Raw genomic sequence first — 26204 nt, 5'->3', positions numbered from 1 at the left:
AAGGGAAAATCTTTAGCCTGCCACAGGCTGGTACGCGCGCTCAGACGCCTTTCAGCGCCAGAGCCGTGCGATTGGCGACATCCGTGAGCAGCGCAGCCCACCTCGCCTGGTCGGCCTCTGTGGCGATCAGGTCCTGCCGGATTTCAACGGTCAGATAAGGCCGGTTGCGACCTTCTGCATGGCGATCCATCGTCGCGTTGAGCTGCTTGCCCGAATAGGGTTGGTTATCGCCGACTTCGAGACCTTCCTCGCGGAACAGCCGCATTGCATGCTGGGCGGCGCTGTCGTCCTGGTTGTAGAGCAGCGCGACTTCCCACGGACGATCTTCGAACGGCTTAGACTCGAGCTTGGGTGTAAAGCTATGCAGCGCGACGATGAGTTCCGGCTGAGCCGCATCAAGCCATTTCGCCAGAGCTTCGTGATAGACGCGGTGGTATTTCTCGATCCGGCCTTCAACATTCGCGCCGATATTGCCGGGGATCAGGTGCCCGTCGCTGGATGTAGGCACGACCGAAGCTTCGTCTTCCCTGCGATGGAAATCGCACACTAGGCGGCTGACACATGCGATATGCGCCGGGACGGCATGACGGCGCGACATGCGGTCGGCGATGCCTTCGGTCCCGATATCAAGCGCAATATGCGTTTCCAGCAATTCCGGCGGGACGCCAAGTTCGATTTCTTCCGGAACGTAATTGGATGCATGATCGGCCACGCACACGATCTTGCCGCGCGCGGGTTCCCCTACCTGACGATAGGGTAGACCATCAATCATCGAAGTCGTCCCGGCATTTGCCACCAGCTCGGATGGAGCCTTGCTACGCGGTCCATAGCGCCGCGGACGGCCTCTTGCGTATGAAAAATTGCGAAACATGTAGCTCCTGAACCCGACATACGCGCGAGCAGCGGATTTGTTCCGCCGAGCGTGGCGAGCAATTCGCCGATCTCGGGCACGAGCGCGATGGCAGGAGTTTCCAGATCGTTGCGTCCGGCTCGCGCGATGTCGCTCACCTTACCCTGCGGTAACGGCCCGCGATCCTTGCCGTTCCATGCCGCGAAAACCGGGCCAGTCGCCAGCGGTACACGCGGATTGACCAGCAGGACGGGCATCCCTTCCCAATCGTTGTTTGCGCGGCGCAGCTGTGTTCCGGTACCACGCCCCACCTGCGCAATGCTGGCGACGCAGGCCGGGACATCCGCGCCAAGTTTAGCAGCGCGCTCCATGATATCCTCCCGGGTGCCGTAGTGGTGCGCGACAAGCCGGAAGATCGCGCCAGCATCGGCCGAGCCGCCGCCGAGCCCGGCCGCGACCGGAAGGTTCTTCTCAAGCGTAACCGCAAGACCTTCCGAACGCGGCATCGCGCCGAGCGCGCGCATCACGAGGTTGTCGAACGGATCGTCCAGCGCCCTGGCAAATTCGCCGAGCACCTGCAGGCTGTCTTCCTTCGCCGGTCGCGCGGTTATACGGTCGCCGACATCGAGGAAGGCGAACAGCGTCTCGAGCTCATGGTAGCCATCGTCGCGCCGATGCCTGACATGCAGCGCGAGGTTGATCTTGGCGAAGGCGGTCTCTGTGAGGAGCATCGAAGCGTTACTAGTGGATGAACATCACGCGGTTCAACGCAATTCCTCATATTCCCTTTGTGCCTGTTTCAAGAGCGCATCGTTGGTCGATCCGCCTCCCCGCAGCTGACCGTAGCGATTCTGGACCCAGCTGCGCACCACTTCCTTCTCAAGTTCACCTTCCAAGCCGGCCAACGATCCATCGACGCTAAGTTCCGGCAACCCGCATTGCGACCGAAAAACAACGAGTTCCTTTTCGAGAAACATCCTTGCCTTTTGAACATCGGCGGCGACGTGATGCCTGCTTTCCCGGATATCGAGCACCTCGCGGCCGTCGGCGACGGCATCGAAGCTCTTGTCGGGACAGGCCGATGAAGCGAACCCGTAAAATATCTGCTGCCCGGTCCAGATCGCCAATTGTGTCTCTACCCCATTGGAACATTTCCATATCCCCCCATGATATCCGGCGCTCGGAAAGTTGTGGAAGGACCGGTACCCTGTGTCGCCGCCGGCACAGGCGCTCGAGAAGGGCTGTTCGCTTTGGGGAGCAACGTAGTCCTGCTCTGCAACGGGCGTGGCGACAGAGACAAGCTGATTATCGTTCACGCTGGAGGTGTCTCCCGTTTGCACTTCCTCCACGCATCCGGCCACCATCACTGAAACGATCATCGGAAAAAGCCACGGGCCAATCACCAATCGTCCTGCTTGTCTCGGCACAAGGCCTCCACCCCATCGGCGTCTTCCGGCCCCTCCCTTGATTGAATGAAAGATGTCGTCAGTTCGCATCGAAAGGTCATGTAATCAACGGCCTGCCACTGAAAAGGCCAAATCGGTTTCTTGTATCAGGAACAAATCACAACCGTATGACTGGACGAAATAGTCCCGCTTGACACGCGTGGAGATCGAAGTCCGGACATCCCAGCGAGAATTCTCGATAGTCGCCAGAAATATCCGGACATCCCGATCGGATTCCCGGCCTTGGTCGAGCACTGGTCTCCAGTTTGTCAGAACAGCCGATTGGGGCTGCGGGTTAGCCAAGTCAGCCCACTGGGCATAGGCTTGCTCGAAAGTGAGATAACCATGATCGAGCGAGACGAATCTTGGAGCCTTCAAACGATTCTCGCCATTTGCCTTTTCGAACTCGGCGAAATTCCTCGCGGATGCGGAGGATAGCAACGTCTCGAGTTTTCCTTTGATGCTCGATACCTCGTCCAGACAGACGCTCGGAGGGGCTTCGACTATCTCAAAGCCATGGGCCGCGACATTGGCGAACGACACGACAACGAAGAACGACGCGACTGTTGCTCCGATTGAAAGGGAGTTCGGGTATCGGGCTAATCCGGTCAATCGCAGTCCCTCTCACATATTCGGATAGTTCGGCCCGCCGCCGCCTTCGGGCGTGGTCCATTCGATGTTTTGGTTGGGGTCCTTGATGTCGCAGGTCTTGCAGTGGACGCAGTTCTGGCTGTTGATCTGGAACCGCATCTCGCCGCTGTCTTCGTCCTCGATCCATTCATAAACGCCCGCCGGGCAGTAGCGGGTCGAGGGGCCGGCGAAGACCTTTAGCTCACTGGTCTTTTGCAGCGCAGGGTCTTTCAGCTTCAAATGGTTCGGCTGGTCTTCAGCGTGATTGGTGAAGCTGAAAGCGACCGAAGTCAGGCGATCAAAACTGATTTTGCCGTCGGGCTTGGGATAGTCGATCGGTTGATGCAGATCGGCGCGCTGAAGCTCTTCGTAGTCGCGGTGGTGTTTCATCGCATACGGCAGACCGATTTTCAGTTGCCGCATCCACATGTCGATGCCTGCGAGCACTGTCCCGACATCGCCACCAAATTTCGCGACAATCGGTTGTGCGTTCTGCACCTGCTTCAATTCCTTGGCGATCCAGCTGTCGCGCACGGCCGCGTCGTAATCCATCAGCTCGGACTTTTCCGCGCCCGAAGCGATTGCTGCGGCAACGCTTTCCGCTGCCAGCATGCCGCTCTTCATCGCGGTGTGGCTGCCTTTGATACGCGGCACGTTGACGAAGCCCGCCGCGCAGCCGATCAGCGCACCGCCGGGGAAAGCCAGCTTGGGCACGGACTGCCAGCCGCCCTCGTTGATCGCACGCGCACCATAGGCGACACGGGTGCCGCCTTCGAGATATTCGCGGATCGCCGGGTGCTGTTTCCAGCGCTGGAATTCCTGGAACGGGGCGACATAGGGGTTCTTGTAATCAAGCGCGGTCACAAAGCCGATCGCGACCTGTCCGTTGGCCTGATGGTAGAGGAAGCCCCCGCCCCAGGTATCGCTTTCCGACAGCGGCCAGCCCTGCGTGTGAATGACCCGGCCCGGAACGTGCTTGTCAGGGTTGATATCCCACAATTCCTTGATGCCAAGGCCATAAACCTGCGGCTGGCAGTCCGCTTCGAGATCGAATGCTGCCTTCATCTGCTTCGTCAGATTGCCGCGTGCGCCCTCCGCGAACAGGGTGTATTTCGCGCGGATTTCCATGCCGGGTTGGAAATCGCCCTTGTGCGATCCATCAGCGGCTACGCCCATGTCCTGAGTGATCACGCCGCTGACCGCGCCCTGATCGTCGAGCATGACTTCTGCTGCGGGGAAACCCGGGAAGACCATCACGCCGAGCGCTTCGGCCTGTTCACCAAGCCAGCGGGTCAGATTGCCGAGCGAGCCGGTGTAACAACCGCTGTTCGACATGAAAGGCGGCATCGCGAGATGCGGCAATGGATAGCTTTTGCCTTTCGACAGGATCCAGTGCCAATTGTCCGTCACCGGCGTTTGCGCCATCGGGCAATCCATGTCGCGCCAATCGGGAAACAGCTCGTCCAGCGCCTTTGGATCGACCACAGCGCCGGACAGAATGTGCGCGCCGATTTCCGACCCTTTCTCAAGCACCACGACTTCAAGCTCATCATTGATCTGCTTGAGCCGGATTGCTGCCGACAAGCCCGCCGGGCCGCCGCCAACAATCACCACATCGCAGGGCATGGATTCTCGTTCTACAGTCTCGGCGCTCATTGCGTCTTTGATCCTTAGTTGCCGGGCGCGCTTTCAATCGCGCAGAAAGTGCCGGAAAGCCTTGTATACTGCGGCGCGAGAGGTCAAGACCCGCGCTCTTCTATGGGCAATCCACGAACTCTCGAACTGATCCAGGACTATGAGGCTGCACGCGAATGGTGGCAGCTGGCAGGCGTCGATTGCGAGTTCGAAAATGACGCTACGGACTGGCTGGCGGAGCCGGAGCAAGCGCCACCGGCGGACGCGCCCGCAATGGTACCCAAGCAAACCAAACCAGCTCGTCCAGCCGCGCCGGAAATCCCCCGCGTCCAATTCGGTGGTGAGAAGTCGGCATGGCCGGTCGATATCGCCAAATTTCAGTCGTGGTGGGTCGACTCGCCCGATGTCGATGGCGGTGGCAGCTATCCTCTGATCGCGCCAAGGGGCAACGCCGGCGCCTCGCTGATGGTCATAGTGCCGGAGCCGGAGCAGACCGATCGCGATGCGCTGCTGTCCGGCCCCGATGGCAAATTGCTGGCAAGCTTTTTGTCGGCTGCTGCGATCAGCCCGGACTCCGTCTACCTCGCCAGTGTCCTGATGCGTCACACACCCTTGCCTGAATGGAAGCAGTTAAAGGCCGATGGGGTCGGTGAACTTCTCGCGCATCACATAAGCCTGGTCGCTCCGAAACGCATTCTTGCCTTCGGGCGCAACATTCTGCCGCTTTTGAGCCACGATACGGCGCAAGACCCTCCTGTTTTACAAGATTTTAACCATGACAGGGGCAGCGTAGCTTTGATGGGTGCTGCCACTCTTGGTGAACTGCTTCGGTCGGTCGGCCGTCGCAAACAATTCTGGCGGCGATGGCTCGACTGGACGGAAGGCTGACGTGAGAATGACCGGTTCAATGCGCATTGCCTTTGCAATCGGCCTGGCGGTCACCGGCGGTGCACTCGCTACACCCGCCTCCGCAAACTCTACGGCCGCAGATTATTTCCGCGCTCGCGCCAACTCCAACAATGTTCCGGAACTGCTGTCGAATTCCGACAAGGAATACTACGCAAAGCTATTCCGCGCGATAGACCGGGAGAACTGGACCGAGGTTGAAAACCTGCTTCAGCAGCGCGACGACGGGCCGCTTCATCAGGCCGCCCGCGCCGAATATTATCTCCACGCCAACAGTCCGCAGGTCCCAGCGGACTCGATCCGCCAGTGGTTATCCGCCGGGACGGATTTGCCGCATGCAGACCGCTTGGCAACGCTCGGCGAAAAGCGCGGGCTCGACGCAACTTATCCGGTCCCGCGCGAGCAGTCCTTTGTCAGCCAGGGCTATGCGTCGAAGCGTATCCTGCCCCGCAGAGTCAACGATGGATCGATGCCCGGTTCGGTCAGCGCGGCGATCCTGGACAAGATCAAGAACGATGACCCCGATGGCGCACGCATCCTGCTTGACGGAGTCGACGCCCAGCTGAGCGGCGAGGCACGCGCAGAATGGCGCCAGCGTGTCGCTTGGAGCTACTTCATAGAGAATCAGGACTCGGCAGCGCTTGGCATGGCCCGCACTGTGTCGGAGGGTTCCGGCGCTTGGGTTGCGGAGGGCGACTGGGTTGCCGGCCTTGCAGCCTGGCGGCTCGACGATTGCGAAATCGCGTCGGTCTATTTCCAGCGGTCCGCACAGCGCGCGACCAATCCCGAGCTTTCAGCGGCAGCTTTCTATTGGGCGAGCCGTTCGCTCATTCGCTGCCGGAATCCCGAAAAGGCTGCCGAACAGCTGCGCGGTGCTGCGCGGATGGACGAAACGCTCTACGGCATGCTCGCACTGGAACAGCTGGGACAAGCCGTTCCGCAGGCGCACAAGACGCCCGATTTCGATGAGTCCGACTGGCGAACCCTGCGCAATGTGCCCAACGTTCGCACCGCCGTGGCACTTTCAGAAATCGGACGCAGCGACCTCGCCGACGAGATCCTGCGCCATCAGGCACGGATCGGTAACGCGTCGCAATATGGTGAACTGTCCCGGCTCGCGCGCGAATTGGGCCTGCCTTCGACCCAGCTGTGGATGGCGCACAACGCGCCGCGCGGTGCGCGCTCCGAACCGGCATTGCGCTATCCCGCGCCGCGCTGGCAACCGGTCAACGGCTGGAAAGTGGATCCGGCGCTGGCTTATGCGCACACGCTGCAGGAATCGAATTTTCGCGCCGCCGTCGTCAGCCCTGCGGGCGCGCGCGGGCTGATGCAGATCATGCCGGCGGCCGCCCGCGACCATGCCGGCAAGATCGGGGTATCAGGCAGCGCGCGTGACCTCTCGCAGCCCGAGATCAACCTCGCCTTCGGGCAAGAGCACCTCGAAATGCTGCGTGACAGCAGCGCGACCGGCGGTTTGCTGCCGAAGATCATGGCTGCGTACAATGCGGGTTTGTCACCAGTCACGCGGTGGAACAGCGAAGTGCGCGACCAGGGTGATGCGCTGCTTTACATGGAAAGCATCCCCTATTGGGAAACGCGCGGCTATGTCGCGATCGTCATGCGCAATTACTGGATGTACGAGCGGCAGGCAGGCGGCCCTTCCCCCAGCCGCGCGGCGTTGGCGCAGGGCATGTGGCCAACCTTTCCTGAACTCTCAGGTGGGAGCGGCGTACGCATAACGCGCCGCGACTGATGGCCGTCGACCTTTCTCTGCAATTCACGCCGCTCAACCTTGCGCTACTCACGGTATCCGACACTCGCACCGCCAGTGACGACACGTCCGGCGATATCCTCGCTGAACGGATCAAGGCTGCAGGCCATCGGCTGGCAGCAAGAGCGATCGAACAAGACGACGTCGAAGGACTGGTCCTGCGGCTCAACAACTGGATCGACGATAGCGCGATAGACGCGATCGTCACGACCGGGGGAACCGGGCTGACGGGACGCGATGTCACGCCCGAAGCACTCGACCGGATCAAGACCCGCGACATCCCCGGGTTCGGCGAACTGTTTCGTATGATCAGCTATTCGACAATAGGGACCAGCACAATACAGAGCCGTGCGTGCGCAGTGCTTTCGCGCGGTACATATATCTTCGCCCTGCCCGGTTCGAACGGTGCAGTGAAGGACGGTTGGGACGGCATCCTCGCAGGGCAGCTCGACAGCCGGAACAAGCCGTGCAACTTCGTACAACTGATGCCCCGCCTGACAGAGGTCTGACATGGCCGCCCGGAAAGCCGGTTCCGGCAATCGTGCGATGCGAAGCGCCCTGCGAGCGCATCTCGAACCCGGCATCGAAGCGTTGGGCTTTTCCGGAAAATATCCCGAATGGCGCCGCGAATCCGGAGACGAGGTCCATTTCATCCTATTGCAGCTGGCGAAATATGGCGGTTCCTTTTCGCTCCAGGCTGCGTGGTCGAAAATCGGTACCGATGGCCAAGACTTGGAGAAAGGATTTGCCCGCACCGAGTTCGAGCAGCGGGCGATCCTGACATGCCCGATCGAATTGTGGACAGTCGAAGGTGCTCGCTGCGATTATCAGTCGAAGGCTTTCGATTATCGATTCATGCTGGACGATGCCGAGGCCTGCGAACGCCTGGCGAAGCAATGCGCAGACGGCCTCAGCGCGCTCGATGACTGGCTCATCACGCGCCGTTTCACGCCACGAGCTGCACCGATAGGCAACACCATCGGCGAATTTCCGAACGATACGGTGTTGCGCGCTATCGCCAGGGCCAAGGCTGAGCTTGGCCTCTATTGATCCCGTGACATTGAGACTTTTGTTCTCTATATGTTCCACCATGTCGGAGCAACCGAAACAGATCAATCACGGGCGCGGCGCGCAGTCGGGCACGGTGCCGCTACGCTTTGGCTTGGCAGACCGTGAGGTCGACGGCGAATGGCGCGACGCGATGGAAGCAATCGATGGACCTCCGGTGAAGCTGCGCACGACCGTGACCGAAGAACATCCGAAGACGATCCTGAGTTTCAACCAGTCGCCCGACATCGCTTTCGACCGCTCGATCAATGCCTATCGTGGGTGCGAGCACGGCTGTGTGTATTGCTTTGCGCGACCGACCCATGCCTATCACGATCTGTCACCGGGCCTCGACTTCGAGACCAAGCTGTTCGCCAAGCCCAACGCGGCGCAATTGCTGCGTGCTACCCTGGCGAAGCCGAAGTACCGCCCTCGCCCGATTGCAATGGGGACTAACACCGATCCCTATCAGCCGATCGAGCGTCAATATCGCATCACCCGGCAAGTGCTTGAAGTGTGCCTTGATGCGCGGCATCCGATTACCATTACAACCAAATCCGACCGGGTGATCGACGATATCGACCTGCTGGCCGAAATGGCGCAGCAACGGCTGGTAGCAGTGGCGATTTCCGTCACGAGCCTCGACCCGCGTCTGTCCGGCAAGCTGGAACCGCGTGCAGCTTCCCCGTCCAAGCGCTTGGCTGCGCTGGAGAAACTGGTCGGCGCGGGTATCCCCTCGCATTGTTCCGTTGCGCCGGTGATCCCGGCCATCACGGACGAGTTCATGGAGGAGATTGTCCAGCGCGCGGCCGCAATCGGTGTCGGTAGTGTCGGCTGGATTCCGCTTCGCCTGCCGCACGAAGTCTCGCCGCTGTTCCGTGAATGGCTTGACGTCCACTATCCTGACCGAGCGGGCAAAGTGATGAGCATCGTGCGCTCGATCCGGGCCAATGCAACAGGAGGGGGCAAGGACAATGACCCGAACTTCTTCAGCCGTATGAAACCGACCGGCGTCTGGGCCGACCTATTCCGCGCCCGCTTCCGATTGGCATGCAAGCGTGCCGGCGTCGGCAAGGCGCAGTTCGAGCTCGATTGCACAAGGTTCAGGCCGCCGGAGGTCGGCGGGCAGATGCGGCTGTTTTAGCCGAACCCTCCCGCGGTATCACCCGGTTTGAACCGCACCAGCCGACTGTCTTGCAAAGCAGCCGTGCGGTTTACTACCGCCTTCTGGTAATCCGGGTCCTTGATCATTTCGAAGAACGCCCCGCTGTTTGGATATTGCGCCACGAAGCCATCGTCCCAGCGCATGTCGTCAGGGCCGGTTACCATCGTCTGGAACGTCCCCCTCCAGACAATCGAGCCGCCCACGCGGTGGAAGATCGGGCCGCTCGTCTTGCCGTATTCCTCATAGGCGCGGCGCCCGGTCCAGCCATTGCCGTGATGCTCATGCCCCTGCGGATACTCGGCCAGCTCGCGGTAGTGCAGCAGGTTGAGCATGTGGATCGGCTCATCTCGCGGTAGATCCTTGAACGCCTGGAAATTCGCCGGGCTAGGGTCGATAAATCGGTCCATCGTGTCTCTCCTCAAATGTCAATTTCGCGCCATTCGCCGGGGGCAAGCGTATCTACGGCCCATTCCCCGACGCGCCAACGAACCAGCCGCAGCGTCGGCAAGCCGACCGCCGCTGTCATGCGCCGGACCTGCCGATTGCGCCCTTCCGAAATGGTCACGGAAATCCAGCTGTCGGGTATGCTCTTGCGCACGCGGATCGGCGGGATCCGGTCCCAGATTTCCGGCGGCTCGATCAGCTGCGCTTGCGCGGGACGGGTCATACCGTCGTTCAACTTTACGCCTGCCCGCAAAGCATCGAGAGCCGGCTCGTTCGCAACGCCTTCCACCTGCACGAAATAGGTTTTGGCTGTCTTGAATTTTGGCTCTGCGATCCGTGCCTGCAACCGCCCGTCATCGGTCAGCAGCAAAAGCCCTTCGCTGTCCTTGTCCAGACGGCCAGCCGGATAGACACCGGGGACATCGACCAGATGTGCCAGCGTATCGTCGACCCCGTCCTTGCCGCCGGTGAATTGCGACAGGACCCCGAACGGCTTGTTGAGCAGGATCAAGCGAGAGATGCGATCAAGCCTCCAGCGTGTAGTCGCTGAACCGCTCGCGCAGGTCTTTCTTGCTGATCTTGCCGGTCGCCGTGTGCGGGATATCATCGACGAATTCGATCGCGTCGGGCATCCACCATTTGGCGATTTGTGGTCGCAAATGATCGAGGATATCGTCAGCCGTCACGTCTTTTCCCTCGGCCTTGACCACGAACAGCACAGGGCGTTCGTCCCACTTCGGGTGCGGCATTCCCACACAGGCGGCTTCAGCCACGCCGTCGTGACCGACAGCGGCATTCTCCAGCTCGACCGAACTGATCCACTCGCCGCCCGATTTGATGACGTCTTTGGTCCGGTCGGTGAGTTGCAGCGTTCCATCAGGGTGGATGATGCCAACATCACCGGTGTCGAACCAGCCGTCATTGCCGACCGCATCCTGCTCTGCCTTGAAATAGCGCTTGATGATCCACGGCCCGCGGATTTGCAGCGCACCCGACGCTTCGCCGTCGCGCGGCAGTTCGGTCATCATGTCGTCGAGATCGACCGTCCGCAGTTCCACGCCGAAGATCGGCCGCCCCTGCATCGCGGTCTTGGCGACCTTCTCCTCGAAACTGAGCTGGTCCCAGTCCCATGTCGGACCGCCAACGGTGCCGATCGGGGATGTTTCCGTCATGCCCCAGGCGTGCTGAACGCGCGTGCCGTTCTTCATCAGTCGCTCGATCATGAATTTCGGGCAAGCCGAGCCGCCAATGGTTGCCGCCTTGAGCGGCGGCAAGTCGATGCCTTCCTTGTCGCAATACTGGAAATGCGCGAGCCAGACGGTCGGTACACCGGCGCTATCGGTCACGCCTTCCCGGATCATAAGTTCGTGCAGGACCGCCGGATCATTGACTGCACTGAAGACGAATTTGATCCCCGCCATCGCGCCCGCATAGGGCAACCCCCAGCTTGCCGCATGGAACATCGGCACCACCGGCAACATCACACTGGCGGAACTGAAATTGAACGCTGCTGGCTGCAATCCCGCGAGCGCGTGCATCAGAGTGGAGCGATGCTCGTATTGCACGCCCTTGGGGTTGCCCGTCGTGCCGCTGGTGTAGCAGATCATGCACGGGTCATTCTCCGCCCCTGCTACCCATTCAAAATTGCCGTCCTGCTCTGCGATCCAGTCTTCGAATGCCGGCGAATTCTCTCCGCTGTCATAACAGACGTAATGTTCGACCGTGGTCCAGCGTTCTTTCATCCGGTCGACAATCGGCTGAAATGCCGCGTCGTAGCACAGCACCTTATCTTCGGCGTGGTTGACGATATATTCCAGTTGATCGTCGAACAGGCGCGGGTTCACCGTGTGGAGCACCCCGCCCATCCCGGCGACGCCGTACCAGCTGACCAAATGGCGGGAGTGGTTCATCGCGAGGCTGGCAACCCGGTCGCCTTTCTCGATGCCAAGCGCCAACAGTGCCTGAGCCATCTTGAGAGCATCGGTGCGAATGCCTGCCCAGTTGGTCCGGGTCTCGGCCCCGTCTGCCCAACGGGTCACAATTTCCCGTTCGCCTGCTTCGCGCGCTGCGTGATCGATCACGTGCGTGACCCGCATGGTCCAGTCTTGCATTGCTCCCAATGGTGCAGTCGCCATAGTCACTCTCTCCGATTATGCTTTGTGTCCTGTCATGCCTTTGCTTGCCAGAATTGGCAATCGGTCTAAGGCTCACGGTCATGCGATGGCTTTATGAACTCAAGCTCTTGGCAGTCGGTATGACAGGGCTCGAGAAAGACGCGCTTCATATCTATGTCGCGCTGATCGTTTTCGTCGCCGCGAACCTTGTGTTCCGCTGGAAAGCACGCAGTGGCAAAGCGCTGCTGGTGGTGCTCATCGTGGCGCTCGGAAATGAAGTGGCCGACATTCGCTACAATATGCAGACGGAAGACAATCCTTATTTATTCAGCAGCTTGCACGACATTGTGAACACGATGCTTTTACCGATATTCCTGGTTATTCTTGCACGGTGGACCGGGATGTTCGAGCGGACGGTGCAGAAGACCTCAAGCGACGAGGCGTAGGTGGGTCGTCCCCCTTCGGGTCGTCAGTGACACCTTTTCCAAGCCTTCCACCAGCGCGAGCCGCTCCGCCAATTCGCCATCAAGCGCAAAGTCGCGGCCGAGGCGCAATTGCGGTTCTGGATCTGCACCTGTCCTGAGCCGCACCAGCACTTCGCCGTGCCCCGGCGTGCCCGATACCAGCGCGAGCTTCAGATCATGCAGCGCTGCCGGGTCGTGCACCTCGAGCGACAACAACATTCGCGAGCCGCCCTTCACTTCTTCCAGCGGGCGGGCCCCGCGAACGGTTATGCGCGGCGGTTCATCAGGACTGGGCGAGTCGAGCTCTACGTTGAGCAGTATCGATGTGCTGTCTTCAGCCCATTGCGTGAACTTCTCGACCAGCGATTCCTCGAAACACGCGGCGCTGAATTGTCCTGTCTGGTCCGAGAAATCAGCCCGAACAAAGTCCTTGCCCTTGCGCGTCTTGCCGCGATTCACTTTCTCCACCATCGCCGCCATCACGGCCGGCTGGCGGCCGCCCGGCGGGGCACCGGATTCCATCAGGCTTTGATATGTTCGTGCTCCATTGGCGGAGGCAACCTGCCAATGTTGCTGGACTGGATGGGCCGAAAAATAGAAGCCGAAATTCTCCCGCTCCTTCGCCATCTTGTCAGCGCGCGACCACTCCTCGGTTTCCTTCAGGCGCAACGTGTCAGTCGAGGCTTCTTCGCCGCCGAACAGGCCACCCTGCCCGCTTTCGCGTTCCCGCGCAGCGCTTTCCGCGACTGCCAGCAGCAGATCGGCGTTCTTGAACAGCCTGGCCCGATTGGGCTCGAGCCGATCGAGCGCACCGGCACAGATCAGGCCCTCAAGCTGGCGTGAGTTCATGCTGCCCTTGGGCAACCGCTCGAAAAACTCCTGCAAATTCTCGAACCAGCCATGCGCCTCGCGCTCGGCGACCAGCGCTTCCATCGCTTTCTCGCCAACGTTGCGGATGCCCGCCAAGGCATAACGCACGGCATAGCCATCATCCGTCCGCTCGACAGAAAATTCAGCCACAGAGCGGTTTACGTCAGGCGGCGCGACCTCGATCCCGTGGCGGCGCGCATCGTCGACGAACAGCGCCAGCTTCTCCGACTGGTGCATATCGAAACACATCGAAGCAGCATAGAATTCTTCCGGATAGTGCGCCTTGAGCCACGCTGTCTGATAGGCGAGCAGTGCGTAAGCGGCGGCATGCGACTTGTTGAAACCGTAGCCGGCAAACTTGTCGATCAAGTCGAACAGTTCAGACGCCTTCTTCGCTTCGATACCGGAATTTGCGGCGCAGCCTTCGATGAAGCGGGCGCGCTGCTTGTCCATCTCTGCCTGGTTCTTCTTGCCCATCGCGCGGCGCAGGAGATCAGCGTCACCGAGCGAGTATCCCGCAAGGATCTGCGCGGCTTGCATCACCTGTTCCTGATAGACGAAAATCCCGTATGTTTCTTCGAGAATTTCAGCCAGCTTCGGGTGCGGGTACTCGATCGGGACCTCGCCAGCCTTGCGTTTGCCGAACAGCGGGATGTTGTCCATCGGGCCCGGGCGGTAGAGACTGACCAGCGCGATAATGTCTTCGAACTTGGTCGGTTTGACCGCCGTCAGCGTGCGGCGCATGCCCTCCGATTCCAGCTGGAAAACGCCGACCGTATTGCCCGATTTCATCAGCTCGTAGACTGCCGGATCGTCCCAGGCGAGAGCGCCGAGATCAAGCTCTATCCCGCGTTTTCCCAGCAGCTTCACCGCTTTCTGCAGAACCGACAGGGTTTTCAGACCGAGGAAGTCGAATTTGACCAGACCGGAACTCTCGACATTTTTCATGTCGTATTGCGTCACCGGCATATCCGAGCGCGGATCGCGATAGAGCGGGACGAGTTGCGCCAGCGGCCTGTCGCCAATCACCACACCCGCAGCGTGGGTTGAACTGTTGCGCGGGAAACCTTCCAGCTTCATCGCCAGATCGACCAGCCGCTTCACTTCGTTGTCGTTCTCGTACTCGCGCCTGAATTCGGCTGCACCGTTGAGTGCGCGGGGCAAGGTCCACGGGTCAGTCGGGTGGTTCGGCACCATCTTGCACAGCCGGTCGACATGGCCGTAGCTCATCTGCAGAATACGCCCGCAGTCGCGCAAGACAGCGCGCGCTTTCAGCTTGCCGAAGGTGATGATCTGCGCGACGTGATCGTGGCCGTATTTCTGCTGCACATAGCGGATGACTTCGCCGCGCCGGGTCTCGCAGAAATCGATGTCGAAGTCGGGCATCGACACACGTTCCGGATTGAGAAAGCGTTCGAACAGCAAGCCCAGCTTGATCGGATCGAGATCGGTAATGGTGAGCGACCAAGCGACCAGCGATCCTGCGCCCGAACCGCGCCCCGGCCCCACGGGAATGTCGTGATCCTTAGCCCATTTGATGAAATCAGCAACAATCAGGAAGTAGCCAGGGAAGCCCATCTGGTTGATGACGCCGACCTCGAAGTCGAGCCGGTCGAAATAGACCTTGCGCTCTTCGTCCGACATCTCGCCATAGGGTTCAAGCCGCGCCTCGAGACCCTTGCGGGCGTCGTCCGCAAGCGCTTTCGCCTCGCCTTCCAGATCGCCGGCGAGACTCGGCAGGATCGGATCACGATAAGGCGGGGCATAAGCACAGCGCTGCGCAATCACGAGCGTATTGGCCATTGCCTCTGGCAGGTCAGCAAAGGATTCCTGCATCATCGATGCCGACTTCACCCAGGCTTCCTTGTTTGATCTGGCCCGGTCTTCCGCCTCGATGTGTGTTGACCCCGCGATACACAACATCGCATCATGCGCCTTGTGCATGTGCGGTTCGGCGAAATTGGCCGGGTTCGTCGCGACCAGCGGCAAATCACGCGCATAGGCAAGGTCGATCAGCGCGTTCTCGGCGGTATCTTCGGATAAATTGCCGCGCCGCGCCAACTCGATGTAAAGACGGCCGGGGAACAGGCTGGTCAACTTGTCCAGCAAGGCTTCAGCTGCATCTGCCTGCCCATTGGCCAGCAAATCCGTCAGCGCGCCTTCGCTCGCACCGGTCAGCGCAATCAGACCATCGCTGTGGCCTTCCATGTCTGCCAATTGAACATGCGGATCAAACTCAAGCGGCCGGTCGAGATGGGCTTTTGAGACCAGGTGGCACAGATTGTCATATCCGGTCTCGTCCTGCGCATAGAGAGGCAGGTAATCGACCCGTCGCCCTTCCTCGTCACGTGCAACGCCGAGCAGCGTTCCGATGATCGGCTGGATACCCGTTTCCATGCAGGCCGAAGCGAACATGACCGCTCCGTAAAGTCCGTTGCGATCGGCGATCGCAATCGCCGGGAAACCGCGTTCCTTGGCCAGCTTGGCGATTGCCTTGGGATCGATCGCCCCTTCCAGCATCGAGTAGGACGAAAGAACGCGCAGCGGAATGAACGGGGCATAGGCCATTAGGACAGACTAGGATTTCGCAGCGATTCCTCAAAGGTGCAAAGCGAGGAAATTCTCCACAGTCTCAGTTCCCGGCTTCGTCAGCGTCTTCCGCTTTCGCTTCGGCGATTTTGCGCCGGGTATCACGAATGCTCGACCATGCGCCGTAAACGATCAGCGCGGCGAGAAATATCCACACCCACAAGGGTATATTGCGCCCGGCTATGGCGAGGTAAATATACGCGGAAACGAAGCAGAAACCGGCGCACAGCGTCGGAAGCACCGTCGACCTGCCTGCTTTTGCGCGCCGCACCAACCACGCGATCGACAGCAGGAAAAAGGGCACGGCACCTATGTAGATGCCGCCGAAGATATAGGGATTTACCCCGTATTCTGCGCCGAGCGAAAGAAACCACTGATTGATCGATTCGAGCATGCCGCCCTCCCTCCGGTTTGCCCTCTATTCGCAGGGCAAGGCGTAACGGTTACAGCAGTTTCTCGATATCTTTCCGGATCGCGTCCGGCGTGTCCTGCGGGGCGTAGCGTTTCACCACCTTGCCATCGCGATCAATGAGGAATTTGGTGAAGTTCCATTTGATCGATTTCGAACCCATCAGCCCGGGCGCTTCGCCCTTCATCCAGTCGAACAGCGGGCTTGCGCCGTCACCGTTCACATCGACTTTCTTCATCAGCAGGAAACTGAGGCCGAAATTGACTTCGCAGAACTGCTCGATGTCGTCCTGATTGCCCGGTTCCTGCCCGCCGAACTGATTGCAGGGGAACGCCATGACTTCGAAACCCTTGTCCTTGTAATCCTGAAAGACCGCCTCGAGCCCCTTGTACTGCGGAGTGAAGCCGCATTTGCTCGCTGTGTTGACGACCAGCAGGACCTTGCCCTTCTTTTCAGACAGGTCGAGCGTGCTGCCATCGGATTTCTCGACGGTAAAGTCGGCAAGTGTGGTCATTTCGTTTCCTCGGATCAGAGCGCAGATTGCGACTTGGGCCGATATAGGAAATCGAAACTGGTTTGCCACGTCAGACCGTGATCGAGTGACGCTTCGCCGAACTGACGGACGCTACCGCCATCTTCGACAGTATAGCTCATGCGGATCAGCTGGTGCGGCGCCTGCGCACTGGGCCAATTGCCGGTCAGGACCATTTTCCCGTCGGTCACACCGCCACTGAATTCGACGGCACCGCCGCCGGAACCGATCCATTTCTGGTGCCACTGATCGGTACGCGGGTCGTAGTGATTGAGGCTGGTGCCAGTGTTGCCGCTCGAAGGCATCCAGTTCTCGATCACCGCGCAGCCGTTATGATCGCGCTCGATCCGGCTTTCTCCCACTCGCGCTCCGGTCGGATTAAAGACCTCCCACTCGCCCAACCAGAAATCGAACCCTGCGTGACCTTCGCTGGCGCAGGGTGGAGGGGGCGGCGCAGGCGCGGGATCCGGTGCTACGGGGGATGTCTGGAGCAGCATTGCTGCGAGCAATGGAGAAATCATCTGTAGTCCCCTTAAACCGACTCTGCCGAAAACAGCTGCATCGCAAATTGCTCAGGGGGCAATTTTCTTTCCACCAAAGTTCGACGGTGTTCGACAGAGAAGCACTCAGCCCCTCGACTGCATCGCTAAACCGTCGGTTACTCGATTACGCCTTCGTGCAGTCGAACCACGCGATCCATCTTCGCTGCCAGCCGCTCATTATGCGTCGCCACCAATGCCGAACTGCCTTCCCCTCGTACGAGCTCGAGGAATTGCGCCAGCACACGGTCCGCGGTTTCTTCGTCGAGATTGCCGGTTGGCTCGTCCGCAAGAACCAAGTGCGGGCGATTGGCCAGCCCGCGCGCAACAGCGACGCGCTGCTGCTCGCCCCCTGAAAGCTGGTTTGGCCTATGAGAGAGACGCTCGGCCAGGCCCAGCGCCGAGAGCAATTGCTCCGATCGCTCATTCGCCTCGGCCGTTGATATTCCAGCGATAAGCTGCGGCAGATTCACATTTTCCTGCGCGGTAAAATCGGGCAGCAGGTGATGGAACTGATAGACGAAGCCCAGGTGCGTTCGGCGCAGATTGGTCCGTTCGTCTGACGGCAGCGAGCTGGCTTCGACGCCTCCGATGGCGATCCTTCCACCGAAGCCGCCCTCCAGCAAGCCAACCGCCTGAAGCAGTGTCGACTTGCCCGAACCCGACGGCCCGAGCAATCCAACGATCTCGCCCGGCATGATCGTGAGGTCGACCCCGCGCAGCACGTGGATTGTAGTGCTGCCCTGCTTGAAGCTACGGGTCAGCTTTTCGAGTTTGACCACCGGATCACTCATAACGAAGCACCTGCACCGGATCCGTCTTGGCCGCCTTGTATGCCGGATAGATTGTCGCCAGCAGGCTCAGCCCCAACGCCAGAACGACGATCCAGAAGACTTCCCACGGATCAACCCGGGAAGGCAGTTCGGTTAGGATGCGCACTTGCGGGTCCCAGATTTGAGCACCGGTCGCAATCTGGATAAAATTGACGAGCGGCTGGCGGGCCGCGAGGATCAGAAAGCCGAGCGCAACCCCCGCCCCCGCGCCAATCGCGCCGACGGAAAATCCTGTCGTCACAAATATCTTCATCAAACTGCGCCGGGTCGCGCCCATTGTTCGCATGATGGCAATGTCACGCGTCTTGGCGCGCACCAGCATCACCAGCGAGGAGAGGATGTTGAATGCCGCCACGACCACGATGATCGACAGCGCGAAGAACATCGCCACCCGCTCGACTTCCAGCGCCTGGAAAATCGACGAGTTGATCTCCTTCCAGCTCGAAACGACAGCCCGGCCCTGAAGTTTGGCCTCTATCGGGGCCATGAATTCCTCTACCCGGTCGGCGTCTTCGGTCTGAACTTCGATCATGCCGATCTTGTTGCCGCTCAACAGCAAGGTCTGGGCATCGGGTATCGGCATGATGACAAAGGCCTGATCGAATTCGTAAATGCCTGTCTCGAACAGGGCGGCGACCTCATATCCAATTTGGCGCGGGACGGTGCCGAAAGGCGTCGTTCGGCCCTGCGGATTGATAATGGTCAGCGTATCACCAACCCGAATTCCGATATTCTCCGCCAGCCTCGCTCCGATCGCAACCTTGCTCGCTCCGGCTTTGAGTTGCGAAAGATCGCCGATTACCAGCTGTTCGTTGAGTTGTTCGATATCTTCCGCAGTGTTGCCGCGCATCACGATGCCTTCGACCCGCCCGTTGAAACTGGCGAGCAGAGGTTGTTCGATCAACGGGGACGCTTCAGTCACGCCTTCGGCTTCGCGGATATCGTCGAGCACGGCCTCCCAATTGTCGAGCCGGCCACCATACGCCTGCACGATCGCATGACCGTTCATGCCGACGATCCGGTCGAGGAGCTCGCCGCGGAAACCGTTCATCACGCTCATCACTGCGATAAGCATGGCCACGCTGAGCATGACCACCACGACGCTAATGCCTGCGACCAGCGCGATAAAAGCCTCGCTGCGCCCTGGAAGCAGGTAGCGCTTGGCGATGGTCCATTCGAAATTGGTGAGAAACAAGATGGCTGCGGCCCGGATAGTGGCAAAGGTGCCGCACGTTTAGGCAGGCTTTCCTGTCGCTGCAATGAAATAGGCGCGACAGTCCACCGGCCAAGCCTCTTCGCGGGGACACTAGCCTTGTAATCTGACTGCAACATCGCCAATGACGCGCGCAGGACAGGCACAGGCGGTCGGCTATGAATTTCACCCACCCCTTCAGGGACGAAGATGGCGACAAGCTGCGCGAAGAGTGCGGCGTATTCGGGGCCATCGGCGCTGAGAAAGCCGCCGCGGCGACCGCGCTCGGTTTGCACGCGTTGCAGCACCGCGGGCAGGAAGCGGCCGGCATTACCAGCTTTGACGGGACGACATTCTTCACCCGGCGCGGCCTGGGTCATGTCGGCGAGAATTTTTCGTCCCAGGGCCAGCTCGACGAATTGCCCGGTCACATGGCGGCGGGCCACGTCCGCTATTCGACCACCGGCGGCGCAGGGCTGCGCAATGTGCAACCCTTATACGCCGATCTTGCAAGCGGCGGCTTTGCGGTTGCGCACAATGGCAATTTTTCCAATGCTCAGACGCTGCGCAATGAACTGGTCGGCCGCGGTGCGATTTTCCAGTCGACCTCCGACACCGAGGTTATCATCCATCTCGTTGCGACCAGCCGCTATCCGACGATTGTCGATCGGCTGACCGATGCGCTGCGCATGGTCGAGGGCGCTTATTCCCTCATAGTGATGACGCCCGAAGGCATGATCGCCTGCCGCGACCCGCTCGGCATCCGGCCTCTGGTCATGGGCCGGATGGGAGACGCGGTCCTGTTCGCCAGCGAAAGCGTAGCGTTCGATGTCGTGGGTGCGGAATTTATCCGCCAGGTGGAACCGGGCGAGATGATCAAGGTCGGCTTCGATGGCAAGATCGACTCGCTGCATCCGTTTGGCAAGCACGCCTCGCGCCCGTGCATTTTCGAACATGTCTATTTCAGCCGTCCGGATTCGATCTTCGACGGGCGCAGCGTCTATGCCGCGCGCAAGGCCATCGGCGAGCAGCTCGCCATAGAGAACCCCGTTGAAGCGGACCTGGTCGTGCCAGTGCCGGACAGCGGCGTTCCCGCAGCGATCGGTTTCGCGCAGCAATCGGGCATTCCTTTCGAGCTCGGGATCATCCGTTCGCACTATGTCGGGCGAACATTCATTCAGCCAAACGACGGTGCACGAAACAGCGGTGTGAAGCGCAAGCACAATGCCAACCGCAGCCTGGTAGAAGGCAAGCGCATCGTGCTGATCGACGATTCGATTGTCCGCGGCACAACTTCGCTCCAAATCGTTGAAATGATGCGCGATGCCGGCGCGAGCGAAGTGCATTTCCGTGTTGCCAGTCCGCCAACGGCGCATAGCTGTTTCTACGGCGTCGATACGCCTGAGCGATCCAAGCTGTTGGCCGCGCGGATGGATGTCGAACCGATGCGCGCTTTCATCAAGGCAGACAGTCTGGCATTCGTTTCGATCGACGGGCTCTATCGCGCTGTCGGGCACGAAGCGCGCAAACCAGCATGCCCGCAGTTTTGCGACGCATGCTTTACCGGCGATTATCCGACGTCTTTGACCGATCTTTCGCGCAAGCAGGACGACGACGCCCAGCTCTCGTTCGACAAGGTCGCCTGAATGTCTGACAGCAAGCCTTTCGAAGGCCGTCTTGCCCTTGTCACCGGTGCCAGCAAGGGGATCGGCGCGGCGACCGCACAAGCGCTCGCCGCTGCCGGTGCGCATGTTATTCTGACGGGGCGCGATGTGCGCGCGCTGGAAGCGGTTGAGGACCTGATCCACGATGCGGGCGGGCAGTCGACCATTGCCCCGGTCGATCTGACTGAAGCAGATGGTATTGCACGTCTGGCAGCGGCCGTCGCAAGCCGGTGGGACAAGCTGGATATTCTTGTGCTTTCAGCGGCCTATCTGCCGATGCTCACGCCAGTGACACAGATCGATCCGAAGCAATTCAGCACTGCTATCACTACGAACCTGTTGTCGACCCAAGCCTTGCTCGCAGCATTCGACCCGCTGTTGAAGCGCAGCGGTCATGGCCGGATTATCGGGCTGACCAGCTCTGTCGGCTCTGCACCGCGCGCTTACTGGGCCGCCTATGGCTCAACCAAGGCGGCGTTCGAATCACTGCTGGATAGCTACGCCGCCGAAGTCGAGAAGATCGGTGGCGTGAAAGTCGCAATTCTCGATCCCGGTGCCACGCGCACGGCCATGCGGGCAAAGGCGTATCCAGGTGAAGATCCCGCCACGGTCAAAGATCCGATGCGAGTCGCGGAACGCGTGGTGGCTCTGCTGAGCGAGGATTTCGCCACCGGCCACCGCGAAAGAGTGCCGGATTCCGCCTAAGGCGCTGGTAAATTCTTCTTAAGTATCCTGCGCAACCAGCTCGAAACCAGAAACGTCGACACTGTGCAAAGTCTCCCGCGCAAGGATGCGGAAAGGCTTTGGTCAATTTTTAGATGGGGTTTCGGGCTATGATGATGGATACACAGGACAATTATCATCTCGCAGCGCAAGAAGATCGTTGCAGCCCGCGCACGAAGATCACGATTCCCGCGCAATTGCGGGCCTCGGGCGGGCGTGCCTTCCAAACGGTGGTGCACGACCTTTCAATTTCCGGCTTCTCAGCCTCGGCGATCAGCCGGATGCACCTCGGTCAGGTTTGCTGGATCACTCTGCCCGGCCTCGAATCACTTCAGGCCGAAGTGGTGTGGTGGGAAAATTCGATTGTCGGCTGCGCATTCATGGAACTGCTAAGCCCCATCGTGCACGACAACATCCTGCAGCAGTACAGCCCGTCTACGGTGTACCGCAGCACGATCTAACTCGGGACTATGGGCTACTCACCCTGGGCGATTGCCGCACTCGCCATCAACAGTTTGAGCCGGTTCTCGCGGCTCGTTGCACTTGGCCAATTGCTAACGACGGCAATCACGAGGTTATTTTCCGGCACGATGGTGATCGCTTGTCCGAAGATACCCTGCGCCCCGAAATTATCGACCGGATAGGTCCACCATTGGTAGCCGTAGCCGAATCCACCACCGAACTGGACTTTCGAGTCCCCCGCGTCTTCAAACCATCCAGCGGGAACGACATTGCCGCCGCCCTCAAGCACGAATTGCCCAAAACGCGCGTAATCCGCGAGCCTTAGCGAAAGGCAGCAGCCACCGACATTGCGGTTGGACAAGTCAGTCTGCCAGAACAGCGAGCCTTCGAAGCCAGCCGGGCCGACAATCTTCTCCGCAGCATAATCGGCAAGCCTGCGCCCGGTCGCTTCCTCGACCAGTACGCCGATCAGGTTGGTCTCGCCGGTCTTGTAGACAAACTTCTCGCCTGCGGGCGCTTCACGCGGCAAGTTTTTCATATATTCGACGACCTGGTCCTGTCCTGGCTCCGGCGTCGTGTTGAACATCAGGGCCACGTCGCTTGTGGGATCGGTGTAGTCCTCGTTCCAACGCACGCCAGATGTCATCGTGGCCAGCTGTTCGACGGACACGTCGTCATATGCGCTGCCTTTCAGACCGGTGATGTATTGCGAAACCGGATCCTGAAGACTCGATATGTATCCGTCCTTCAAGGCTGCGCCCATCAGGGTCGAAGTGAAACTCTTCGCCACTGAAAAGCTGGTCCAGCGCTGCTCCGGACCAAAACCCAGTGCGTATTTCTCATAACGAATCTTGCCATCCTGCAAAACCATAACACCCGCGGCGTTGGTGTCGGCCATAAAGGCATCAAGCTCAGCGACGAGATTCCCGTTCAGTGCGTTGCCGCGCTCCAATTTGATTGGGTTGCTTGGCGGCGCTACCTCAAGGCCAGGGAAGAAGTCTTCCATCTTGCGGAAGCGCGATGACCGTGTGGCATCATCCCATGCGAGTATCTGCGCACCGTCCATCACGACTTCGCCCTTCGGCATGCTCATTGTGACATTCGAGAGCTTGCCCGTAGCCGACTCGTCTGATGGAACAGTGCTGCAGGCTGAAAGCAATCCGGCTGCCAGAATCATCGCGACCGTTGGGCAATATTTCACATCTATTCCTTCACAAGTGTCACTTGATGAACGTCGATCCCGCGACCGCGGAACCCGCCCTCGCAATACATCAGGTAATACCGCCATAGCCGCCGGAACCGCTGGTCAAAGCCGGCAGGCAGGTTGCCGTCAGCAGATGCGCGATCGAAATTCTCCCGCCAGACCTTCAAGGTTTCGGCATAGTCGATCCCGAAGTCGTGCTGGTCGCGCCATGCAAGGCCGCGTTCTTCAGCCAACTGGCGGAATTCGCTGGTCCGGATCAGCAAGCCGCCGGGGAAGACGTAAGCCTGAATGAAATCCGCGCTTTTGGCGTAGGAATCAAACAGCGAGTCCCTGATCGAGATATACTGGATCGCAGCCTTGCCGCCTTGCTTCAGATTGCGCGCGATGCAGTCCATGAAGGTGGGCCAGTATTCCCGCCCAAGCGCTTCGACCATTTCCACGCTGACGATCGCGTCGAATTTGCCATCCGTGTCGCGATAATCCTGCTTGAGGAACGAGATCGAGGGGTCGTGCCGCTCGCGCGCCCACGCCAGCTGCTCGTCCGACAGGCTGATCCCGGTGACGCTTGCCCCGCCTCTGGCGAAATGGTCGGACAAGCCGCCCCAACCGCAGCCGATTTCCAGCAAGCCGTCGGGAGACCCAAGCCGGTCTGTCAGCGCTTGCCACTTGTTTCGCTGCGCCGTCTCGAGATCGCAATCGGCCGCGAACAGTGCGGAGGAGTAACTCATCGTCGGGTCGAGCCACTGGCGGTAGAAATCATTGCCCAGATCGTAGTGCGCATTGATGTTGCGCTCCGACCCGGATTTGGTGTTGCGATTAAGCCAGTGCGCAAAGCGCGCCGCCCATCGGAATGGCCCTGAGGCACGGCCCGTCTCGCCCAGTGCATCCCCATTGGCGGCGAACAGCGCAAACACTGGAACCGGGTCAGGGCTGTCCCACTCGCCCGCCTCCCACGCCTGGTACCAGCCAATCGAACCGTTGGTTGCCAGCCGCATCAGGCCGCGCCAGTCATTGAGGTTCACATGCGCTTCGAAACCGGGATTTCGGCCACCCAGAACGCGGGTCGTGCCGTCAGGCAGATGCCCGTGCATCACACCGCATTCCATCCCCTGATCCACCTTGTCCAGGATGGTTTCAAAGGCTGGCGCGACCGTTCGCGCGATCAGGCCGGGCTTGCGTTCGAATCGTGACGCGCCCGCAAGCAGGGCTTTGCCCCTACCCGAATTATCCGATGTCATGCCTCTCGACGCCATGGAGGCATCTATGCCGCCGCCCTGCGCTGCGGGCAAGCGCGCTAACCCTTCATTTCACGATAGGTTTGCAGCGCTCGCTCCCGGGCTTCACGGTGGCCGATAATTTTGGACGGATAATCCTCCGGCTTGCAGCCATGCTCCTCAGGGTCGTGGATCGTCGTGTCCGAAAGTCCGGCGAGTTCAGGCACGTATTCCCGAATATACCCTGCCGCGTCGAATTTCTCCGACTGGCTCAGCGGCGCCATGATCCGCACGAACATATTGCTGTCCACGCCGGTGCCCGCCACCCATTGCCAGTTGGTGCCGTTGGAACCGTAATCAGCATCGACCAGTGTATCCCAGAACCACCGTTCTCCATGGGTCCAGTCGATCAGCAAATGCTTGATGAGGAAACTCGCCGCGATCATTCGCACGCGGTTGTGCATCCAGCCCGTTTGCCACAGCTGGCGCATTCCGGCATCGACAATCGGATAGCCGGTGCGCCCCTGCTGCCATGCCTCGAGCTCTTCCTGAATGATGTGCCCGCGATTTGGGTTGCGCCAACCCATCTCTTCCCAACCGTCGCGATAGCTTGTCGTCGCGTAGTCAGGAAACTGGCAGATTACGTTCTGCGCATAGTCGCGCCAAATCAGCTCTTTCTCGAACGTCTTCCATCCCTGGCTGCGCTTGTTCTTGAAGCAGTGCCAGATCTGGATCGGCGAGATTTCGCCGTGATGCAGATGCGGCGACAGGCGGCTGGTTTCGTCGACCGACGGAAAATTGCGACCCTCGTCATATTTGTCGACTTCGCCCAGCCACCAGTAGAGACGGTCGTGCGCGGCGCGTTCACCGACTTCCCAGAAAGCGCGCAAGCCGCCCGCCCAGTCCGGCTTGGTCGGTAGCAGGCCCCAGTCTGACAGTTCGTCCGATGCAGGCCATTCGTCGGGCGAGGAGAGCGTTTCCGGCTCGGGCAGTTCGTCGCGCGGCGGCATTGCCTGAAGCGCGGATCTCGAGAACGGGGTGTAGATCTTGTACGGATCGCCCGAACCGGTCGTGATTGCGCCGGGCGGGAAGAGGTAGTTGCCGTCGTAAAGCTGCAGATCGATTTCTGCTGCAAGCTCGCCCTGCAGCTTGCGCCACCACGGCTCGTAGTGGCGGTTGGCGTGGATGGTTTGCGCGCCGACCGAGTGCGCGACCGCCATCAATTCTTCCATCGCATCGCCGCGCCGCAGCACCAGCCTCGCGTTGCGCGCGCCAAGGCTTTTCGACAAACTCTCGAGAGAATGGTGCAGCCACCAGCGCGACGCCCCGCCCAGGCTGTGATGCTTGGGGCTTTCGTCATCCAGAACATAGACTGCGACCACAGGCCCGGCCTGCGCCGCGTGGTACAGCGCCGGATTGTCCGCCATGCGCAGGTCGCGCCTTAGCCATACGATTTGTGGTTTGGTCATTGGTTCCCTGTCACGATTGCCCCTCATCCGTCA

At 60.1% G+C, this 26204-nt stretch carries 26 protein-coding genes; 9 read left to right on the top strand and 17 right to left on the bottom strand.

The annotated features are described in order from the left end of the window. Positions 1–40: 40 nt before the first annotated feature. From E0502_RS12200 to E0502_RS12180, 5 genes are all read right to left on the bottom strand, one after another. Entirely contained in the window at positions 41–772 is a 732-nt protein-coding gene (locus E0502_RS12200) for an N-formylglutamate amidohydrolase (RefSeq protein WP_137678267.1), read from the bottom strand. Then, on the bottom strand, positions 769–1581 hold the full coding sequence (locus E0502_RS12195) for a 4-(cytidine 5'-diphospho)-2-C-methyl-D-erythritol kinase (protein ID WP_137678266.1): 813 nt from the start codon (positions 1579–1581) through the stop codon (positions 769–771). The genes E0502_RS12200 and E0502_RS12195 overlap by 4 nt, the downstream gene beginning before the upstream one ends. A gap of 33 nt (positions 1582–1614) precedes the next feature. Continuing rightward, entirely contained in the window at positions 1615–2346 is a 732-nt protein-coding gene (locus tag E0502_RS12190; RefSeq protein ID WP_137678265.1) for a hypothetical protein, read from the bottom strand. Between the two features lie 15 nt (positions 2347–2361). Next, positions 2362–2838 carry a hypothetical protein gene (locus tag E0502_RS12185; RefSeq protein ID WP_137678264.1) on the bottom strand — a complete coding sequence of 159 codons (477 nt, stop codon included), beginning with the start codon at positions 2836–2838 and terminating at the stop codon, positions 2362–2364. An 81-nt stretch (positions 2839–2919) separates the two neighbouring features. After that, on the bottom strand, positions 2920–4581 hold the full coding sequence (locus tag E0502_RS12180; protein WP_240049056.1) for an electron transfer flavoprotein-ubiquinone oxidoreductase: 1662 nt from the start codon (positions 4579–4581) through the stop codon (positions 2920–2922). Positions 4582–4683: 102 nt separating this feature from the next. Between E0502_RS12180 and E0502_RS12175 the strand changes: the two genes are divergently transcribed. Genes E0502_RS12175 through E0502_RS12155 form a run of 5 tightly spaced genes read left to right on the top strand, consistent with a single transcriptional unit; the run spans position 4684 to position 9428 of the window. Then, entirely contained in the window at positions 4684–5448 is a 765-nt protein-coding gene (locus E0502_RS12175; protein ID WP_137678263.1) for a uracil-DNA glycosylase family protein, read from the top strand. 7 nt (positions 5449–5455) lie between these two features. After that, positions 5456–7219, top strand: coding sequence for a lytic transglycosylase domain-containing protein (locus E0502_RS12170; RefSeq protein ID WP_137678262.1), 1764 nt, complete (start codon positions 5456–5458; stop codon positions 7217–7219). Next, positions 7219–7746, top strand: a complete 528-nt coding sequence (moaB, locus tag E0502_RS12165) for a molybdenum cofactor biosynthesis protein B (protein ID WP_137678261.1) — start codon at positions 7219–7221, stop codon at positions 7744–7746. Before E0502_RS12170 ends, moaB begins: the two co-directional genes overlap by 1 nt. 1 nt (position 7747) lies before the next feature. Next, complete coding sequence (locus tag E0502_RS12160) at positions 7748–8287, top strand: DUF4304 domain-containing protein (RefSeq protein WP_137678260.1); 540 nt, start codon at positions 7748–7750, stop codon at positions 8285–8287. A gap of 40 nt (positions 8288–8327) precedes the next feature. Then, positions 8328–9428, top strand: a complete 1101-nt coding sequence (locus E0502_RS12155) for a PA0069 family radical SAM protein (RefSeq protein WP_137678259.1) — start codon at positions 8328–8330, stop codon at positions 9426–9428. Here the strand turns inward: E0502_RS12155 and E0502_RS12150 are convergent. Genes E0502_RS12150 through E0502_RS12140 form a run of 3 tightly spaced genes read right to left on the bottom strand, consistent with a single transcriptional unit; the run spans position 9425 to position 12028 of the window. Further along, complete coding sequence (locus tag E0502_RS12150) at positions 9425–9856, bottom strand: DUF1330 domain-containing protein (protein WP_137678258.1); 432 nt, start codon at positions 9854–9856, stop codon at positions 9425–9427. The genes E0502_RS12155 and E0502_RS12150 overlap by 4 nt on opposite strands. Before the next feature lie 11 nt (positions 9857–9867). Continuing rightward, positions 9868–10413, bottom strand: coding sequence for a pseudouridine synthase (locus tag E0502_RS12145; RefSeq protein ID WP_137678802.1), 546 nt, complete (start codon positions 10411–10413; stop codon positions 9868–9870). A gap of 4 nt (positions 10414–10417) precedes the next feature. After that, on the bottom strand, positions 10418–12028 hold the full coding sequence (locus E0502_RS12140; protein WP_240049055.1) for a long-chain fatty acid--CoA ligase: 1611 nt from the start codon (positions 12026–12028) through the stop codon (positions 10418–10420). An 80-nt stretch (positions 12029–12108) separates the two neighbouring features. Here E0502_RS12140 and E0502_RS12135 point away from each other — a divergent pair, with 80 nt between their 5' ends. After that, positions 12109–12453, top strand: coding sequence for a hypothetical protein (locus E0502_RS12135; protein ID WP_137678257.1), 345 nt, complete (start codon positions 12109–12111; stop codon positions 12451–12453). Here E0502_RS12135 and dnaE read toward each other — a convergent pair. The 6 genes from dnaE to E0502_RS12105 form a co-directional block, all read right to left on the bottom strand. After that, a complete protein-coding gene (gene dnaE / locus E0502_RS12130) occupies positions 12436–15909 on the bottom strand; it encodes a DNA polymerase III subunit alpha (RefSeq protein WP_137678256.1) in 3474 nt (1157 codons plus the stop codon). The genes E0502_RS12135 and dnaE overlap by 18 nt on opposite strands. A 64-nt stretch (positions 15910–15973) precedes the next feature. After that, on the bottom strand, positions 15974–16324 hold the full coding sequence (locus E0502_RS12125; protein WP_137678255.1) for a hypothetical protein: 351 nt from the start codon (positions 16322–16324) through the stop codon (positions 15974–15976). A 49-nt stretch (positions 16325–16373) separates the two neighbouring features. Further along, positions 16374–16853 carry a glutathione peroxidase gene (locus E0502_RS12120; protein ID WP_137678254.1) on the bottom strand — a complete coding sequence of 160 codons (480 nt, stop codon included), beginning with the start codon at positions 16851–16853 and terminating at the stop codon, positions 16374–16376. A 14-nt stretch (positions 16854–16867) separates the two neighbouring features. Next, positions 16868–17392, bottom strand: coding sequence for a hypothetical protein (locus E0502_RS12115; protein WP_137678253.1), 525 nt, complete (start codon positions 17390–17392; stop codon positions 16868–16870). Between the two features lie 137 nt (positions 17393–17529). Then, entirely contained in the window at positions 17530–18204 is a 675-nt protein-coding gene (locus E0502_RS12110; protein ID WP_137678252.1) for an ABC transporter ATP-binding protein, read from the bottom strand. Beyond that, positions 18197–19438: a lipoprotein-releasing ABC transporter permease subunit gene (locus tag E0502_RS12105; RefSeq protein WP_137678251.1), complete on the bottom strand. Its 1242-nt coding sequence runs from the start codon at positions 19436–19438 to the stop codon at positions 18197–18199. The genes E0502_RS12110 and E0502_RS12105 overlap by 8 nt, the downstream gene beginning before the upstream one ends. Positions 19439–19614: 176 nt before the next feature. Here E0502_RS12105 and purF point away from each other — a divergent pair, with 176 nt between their 5' ends. The 3 genes from purF to E0502_RS12090 all read left to right on the top strand — a co-directional run bounded on the left by purF (position 19615) and on the right by E0502_RS12090 (position 22283). Further along, the gene (gene purF, locus E0502_RS12100) at positions 19615–21081 is read left to right on the top strand and encodes an amidophosphoribosyltransferase (RefSeq protein WP_137678250.1); all 1467 of its coding nucleotides are present in this window, start codon (positions 19615–19617) and stop codon (positions 21079–21081) included. After that, positions 21082–21804, top strand: coding sequence for an SDR family NAD(P)-dependent oxidoreductase (locus tag E0502_RS12095; protein ID WP_137678249.1), 723 nt, complete (start codon positions 21082–21084; stop codon positions 21802–21804). It abuts the gene before it with no gap. Between the two features lie 128 nt (positions 21805–21932). Then, positions 21933–22283 (top strand): PilZ domain-containing protein, encoded by a 351-nt coding sequence (locus tag E0502_RS12090; RefSeq protein WP_137678248.1) that lies wholly within the window; start codon positions 21933–21935, stop codon positions 22281–22283. Between the two features lie 14 nt (positions 22284–22297). On the opposite strand, the gene E0502_RS12085 is transcribed toward E0502_RS12090, so the two are convergent. Genes E0502_RS12085 through E0502_RS12075 form a run of 3 tightly spaced genes read right to left on the bottom strand, consistent with a single transcriptional unit; the run spans position 22298 to position 26171 of the window. After that, positions 22298–23485, bottom strand: a complete 1188-nt coding sequence (locus E0502_RS12085; protein WP_240049054.1) for a serine hydrolase domain-containing protein — start codon at positions 23483–23485, stop codon at positions 22298–22300. Positions 23486–23487: 2 nt separating this feature from the next. Beyond that, complete coding sequence (locus E0502_RS12080; RefSeq protein ID WP_137678801.1) at positions 23488–24726, bottom strand: class I SAM-dependent methyltransferase; 1239 nt, start codon at positions 24724–24726, stop codon at positions 23488–23490. A gap of 56 nt (positions 24727–24782) precedes the next feature. Further along, the gene (locus E0502_RS12075) at positions 24783–26171 is read right to left on the bottom strand and encodes a cryptochrome/photolyase family protein (RefSeq protein WP_137678246.1); all 1389 of its coding nucleotides are present in this window, start codon (positions 26169–26171) and stop codon (positions 24783–24785) included. Positions 26172–26204: the final 33 nt, after the last annotated feature.

The sequence above is a fragment of the Parerythrobacter lutipelagi genome (assembly GCF_005434975.1).
Lineage (GTDB): Bacteria > Pseudomonadota > Alphaproteobacteria > Sphingomonadales > Sphingomonadaceae > Parerythrobacter_A > Parerythrobacter_A lutipelagi.
The sequence above is the reverse complement of the archived record's forward strand: the minus strand, read 5'-3'. Positions and strand labels throughout refer to the sequence as shown.